Origin of the sequence: Acinetobacter sp. (assembly GCF_036659555.1) — a bacterium.
Taxonomy (GTDB): domain Bacteria; phylum Pseudomonadota; class Gammaproteobacteria; order Pseudomonadales; family Moraxellaceae; genus Acinetobacter.
The window spans coordinates 1-5159 of sequence record NZ_JAVXCI010000140.1 but is presented as its reverse complement, the minus strand read 5'-3'; the positions used below and the strand labels follow the sequence as shown (position 1 = coordinate 5159).

Sequence of the window (5159 nt, the reverse complement as noted above, 5' to 3'; positions counted from 1 at the left end):
TGCTCACCTTTGAAAAAGGAGGGAGTATTTTGAAATTCAGGATGGTCTTGAATTCAAAAGAATTCCCCTCTTTTGCCTTGCGCCATATATGGCTCAGGGTTAGGGGAGATTTATCAATGAGTAATAATGAAATTACGCTTAACTGATCAGTATTAGTTCTTTGGGAGGTTTTTTATTCGCTTTAAAATTAATCCGCAAAGTTACATGCCAATAGAAAAATCTTGTATAGAATGAAAACAATAGATGGGGGATGCAATGTACACGTTTAGTTCTAAAAAAGATTGGTGGGTGGTCGCATTTATTATTTGTATGAGTGGCTTGCTCATTCAATTATTACTGACGATGCAGGCTAAAGGTACCATGCAGCAATATCCTGTTCATGCGGCGGTGTATATTTTGACGGTGCTGCTGCTTTGGTGGCCAATACTCAATACACGTTATATCGTGAAAAATGATGAACTTACGATTCATAGCCTGCTATTTAAATGGGTAATTCCCATAGCGGATATTCAAAAAGTAAGTCTGACCGATCATTTGGATGCATCGCCTGCATTGTCATTAAAACGTGTGAAAATTGAATATTTACAAGATGGGGAAATGAAGCAGATATTAGTATCGCCAAGAGATCAGCAGGGTTTTTTGAAGGCCTTAGGCATGCATAAATAGATTGAATTAATTTGATATGAAAATATTTGAAATACAAGGGAATAAAAATGACTCCAATAATTCCTTATCATAAAAATCAAAAATTTGGCATTGTTGATGTTGAGCTGAATTTTCTTATTGAATGTAAATATTTCCAAATACTCAAACCTTTCAAATTCAATCAAGGTTGGTTGTGTTTTACTTTGAATGAGCGTAAACGCTATGGGTGGATCTATTATGAAAATGGTCAAATTGTTGAAATAGAACCGCAATATTCAGCAGTAAATTATGACAGTCAAGAACTCATTGGTGTGCAGTCTGATGATGGAAGCTGGGGATTTGTAGATCACTCAAATCAACAGCTGATTTCTATGCAGTTTTCAAAAATTTACCCATTCAGTAATCATCGTGCAATTGTGAGTATTGCCCGAAAAAATTTAGGTTCAGTCTGGGGCGTGGTAGATGTCAATGGACATTGGATTATTCATGCACAATATCAATATCTTGGTGAAGAACAGTCAGGCTTGCGATGTTTTAAAAGCTATGTTCCAAATCAAGGTAATCTTTATGGTTTTGTTTCGGATGAAACCGGGCAAGAAGTGATTTCTGCGCAGTTTAGCAATGCCAGTCATTTTTGTGACGGCATTGCAGTAGTGAGCTTCGGGCAGGGTAAGCAACAATATTTTTCTGTGATTAATTCAATGGGAGAAATCATTGCTGATCAGCTCAAACACGCGGAGCTTTGCGCATTTGGCTATAGCTTGATTCAACGGACTAAGTACATAGAATTTATTAATCAAAAGGGTCAAGTTGTTTTCAAGACCAAAGAAACTAAAGTTCATCAACTGAACTTTTTGAGTAATGAAAATCTCAATCTTATCCGTACAGGCAGACGGGAATTAATTGCGACTCAATATAAAAAGAAATGGGGCTTTTATAAAGTTGATGATTCAGGTGTTAAATTGCAGATTGAACATCAATTCGATGAGTTGAGCGATTACGGATTTCGGCAACAACGCTGCGCAGTATCCATAGATCAGCAAGCAGCATATATAGATGAAAATGGAGTAATGAAAGCTCCTTTGGGCTGTACAGATGTATTTATGGATTATCATGGAGCACTATGTACTTTAGTTAAATATAGCTTAGAAAAGCCTTATGCTTTTATGGATCAAGAAGGGCAGCGCGTAATTGATTTTAAATATGCTATGCATTTTGGGAATTTTGATGAATCAGGTTTGCTTTATGTTTTTAAAGAGAAAGGAACTGATATTAATTCAGGATTTATAGACCAGCATGGCGTGGAATATTGGCAATAAATCCTGAGGCATGGCCTTAGAAAAATTTATTCGATGACCATAAGTTTTTGATTTTGAAAATCCAATTAGAGGCTGTTTTTCTCAGGATAATTCAAAAAATATACGGCCAAAATTGGCTCAAGTTCTACCCGTATTTTTCTTGCTAAATGTCGTGCGCCATAGCGAATATCATGATTTTGATAGAACTGTGCTTTGGCCGCAGCAGTTAGATGCACGCTGCGTTTTTGATGCTGCAGACGCAGATTAAGTTTGTTTAGTTCAATAATCTCAGCCAAGCGCGGTAAGGCATCATCTTGTATGGGCTGATATTGCAGCACACGGTCAATACGGTTAATAAATTCAGGGTCAAATTGACGCTGCATGACTTTTTTAATAATGCTGCTGACAGGCATGCGCTTGAGGCAAACCTTCTGAAATTTTTCCGGTAAAAACTTCAATTGATCCAAATATTGCTGTGCTGCTTTTGCACCGGCATTACTGGTCATAAAAATCATACAGTTTCGAAAATTAATGGTTTTGGCGCCTGCAGTTAAAGTCAGTGTACCTTATCCAATACATTCCTTAAGCAACGAAGGACGTCGGTAGAGGCTTTTTCCAGTTCAGCAAACAGCACAATGCCGGGGCGGGTGTGACTGCCTGCAATCGGGGTTTCATCAAATAAACGATGACCTTCTTTTGAACCGGCATAGCCCGGAGGCGCACCAGTAATGGCTGCAGCATAATGCTCCTGTGCAAGGGTATTCATATCAATGCGGCAAAAGGTATCGGGACGGCCATAAATTTTTTCACTGATTAAGCGTACAGTTTCAGTTTTTCCGGCACCGGTTGGGCCGAGCATTAATGTCACCGGGAGTGGAGGTTCTGGACTGGAAAAATCTGCTTTGACCGCATGCAGCATTTTTTCGATTTCGTTCAGCGCATTTTCTTGCCCAATAATGCGCTCTCGTAAGTGCTGCATCACCTCTTGAGGTTCAAAATGAAAACGCGGTTTGCCCATCAAACGGTTTTTTCGGCACTGCTATGCGCCGAGGTTGCCGGTGGTACGGCATGGATGGCGGGATTGGCATGCGCCATTCATTGTGTTCCAAAAGCAGGATAGTTTGAGCATAGCAAAAAACCAATTCCCCATTAATAGCTTTTAGCAATCAGGTTATTGCTATGAGAAACAATAAATTCAGCGGATTGCTTGAAAATAGTTAAATAGCTATCACATCATGTTAAAGAGCAATCACGATGATGGAAAACGGCAGCCAGTGAACGAAAACGCGCGCGAACATATCGAAAAAATTCTAGCCCATATGACCGCTTTGCCGGGCGTGTACCGCATGCTGGGCAAGGACGGCGAGTTGCTGTATGTCGGCAAGGCCAAGAATTTGAAAAATCGCGTTTCCAGCTATTTCGTGAAAACCGTTGAGCACCCGAAAACCCAGGCTTTAGTGGCGCGGATTTATGATATTGAAACGCTGGTGGTGCGCTCGGAAACCGAAGCGCTGCTGCTGGAACAGAACCTGATCAAGCTGCACCGCCCGCCGTACAACATCATGCTGCGCGACGATAAATCCTATGTCTATATTTTCATCTCGGCAGACCAGCCTTATCCGCGCATCGCCAGCGGGCGCGGCAAAGGCCGGCATCAGGCCGGCAAGTTTTTCGGCCCTTATCCCAGCGCCTATAACGCCCGCGACACTTTGGTAATCCTGCAGAAGCTGTTCAATGTGCGCCAGTGCGAAAACAGCTATTTTTCGCAGCGCAAGCGCCCTTGTTTGCAGTATCAAATCAAGCGCTGTTCAGCGCCGTGTGTAGGACTCATTAGCCCTGAAGAGTATAAAAATGACGTCGATAACTCGATTCGTTTCCTGCAGGGCGATACTAAAGAACTGAATCAGGAACTGATTGAGAAAATGGAAGCGGCGGCGGAAGCGCTGGAATTTGAAAAGGCGGTGTTTTACCGTGACCGCATGGCGCTGCTGCGCGATGTGCAGGCGCAGCAGGCGATTTACACCGTCAAAGGCGAAGCCGACATCATCGCCATCGCCTATCATGCCGGCGTGACCTGCGTGCAGATCATGCATGTGCGCAGCGGCAAGATGCTGGGCGGCAAAAGCTATTTTCCGGACATGCAGGGTGATGATCTGGCGCAGCTGCTGTCAGATTTCATCGCCAACTTCTATTTTCAGGTGGCGGATGAAGTGCCGGCGGAATTGATCGTGAATGCTGAGCCGGCCAACCGCAGGGAGCTGGAGCAGGCGCTGCAGCAGCATTTTGACAAGAAAATCCAGATTAAGCACAAGGTGCGTGAAACCCGGGCAGAATGGCAGGAGCTGGCGCAGATGAATGTACAGCATGCGATTAAAGGCAAGCTGGCCAATCATTTTGAGCTGAATGAGCGCTTTCACCAGCTGGAGCAGGTCGCAGGGCGCCCAATAGACCGCATTGAATGCTTTGATATTTCCCATACCATGGGCGAGGCGACCGTGGCCTCCTGCGTAGTGTTTGATGCCGGTGGCGCGCGCAAGCGCGATTACCGCCAGTTCTCCATCAATGACATTGCGGCGGGCGATGATTACGCGGCCATGCGCCAGGCGCTGACCCGGCGCTATCAAAAGCATATGCTGCCCGACCTGCTGCTGATAGACGGCGGCAAAGGCCAGCTGCATATGGCGATAGAGGTGATGCAGGAGCTGGAACTGGATGCCTTTATGATTGGGGTATCCAAAGGCGAAGGGCGCAAGCCGGGGCTGGAAACCCTGCACTTTACCGACGGCGCGAAAATTCAATTGCCCGAAGACCATAAAGCGCTGCATTTGATTCAGCAGGTGCGCGATGAAGCGCACCGTTTTGCCATTACTAAACACCGCGCCAAGCGCGATAAAAAACGCGGCTCCTCGGTGCTGGAAGTGATTCCGGGCTTAGGGCCAAAACGGCGCCGTGACCTGCTGACGCATTTCGGCGGCATTCAGGGCGTGCTGAAAGCCTCAGAAAATGAACTGAAACTGGTGCCGGGGCTGGGCAGTGTCATGGCGCGCACGGTTTATAAAATCCTGCATGAATAAGGCGGGCTGCATTGGCCTCAGCATGAAAGCGCAATCCCATGCGCCATGATCATCCGCATCCGCCGGCTGCGCAGGCCATTCCTTAGCTGTTTAGTCCCAGATTTTAATGGTGCAATATTCTCAGATAAATGGAAGGAAGCAC

3 protein-coding genes and 1 pseudogene are annotated in these 5159 nt (G+C 45.0%); 3 read left to right on the top strand and 1 reads right to left on the bottom strand.

All coding sequences use genetic code 11. The annotated features are described in order from the left end of the window. Positions 1-255 precede the first annotated feature (255 nt). Both RSA72_RS13835 and RSA72_RS13830 read left to right on the top strand, forming a co-directional pair. The gene (locus RSA72_RS13835) at positions 256-666 is read left to right on the top strand and encodes a PH domain-containing protein (protein WP_332624105.1); all 411 of its coding nucleotides are present in this window, start codon (positions 256-258) and stop codon (positions 664-666) included. A gap of 47 nt (positions 667-713) precedes the next feature. Then, positions 714-1964, top strand: a complete 1251-nt coding sequence (locus RSA72_RS13830) for a WG repeat-containing protein (RefSeq protein ID WP_332624104.1) — start codon at positions 714-716, stop codon at positions 1962-1964. A 65-nt stretch (positions 1965-2029) separates the two neighbouring features. Here the strand turns inward: RSA72_RS13830 and RSA72_RS13825 are convergent. Next, positions 2030-3038: pseudogene (locus RSA72_RS13825) on the bottom strand (AAA family ATPase). Between the two features lie 179 nt (positions 3039-3217). Between RSA72_RS13825 and uvrC the strand changes: the two are divergent. After that, positions 3218-5017: an excinuclease ABC subunit UvrC gene (uvrC, locus tag RSA72_RS13820; RefSeq protein ID WP_332624103.1), complete on the top strand. Its 1800-nt coding sequence runs from the start codon at positions 3218-3220 to the stop codon at positions 5015-5017. Positions 5018-5159: the final 142 nt, after the last annotated feature.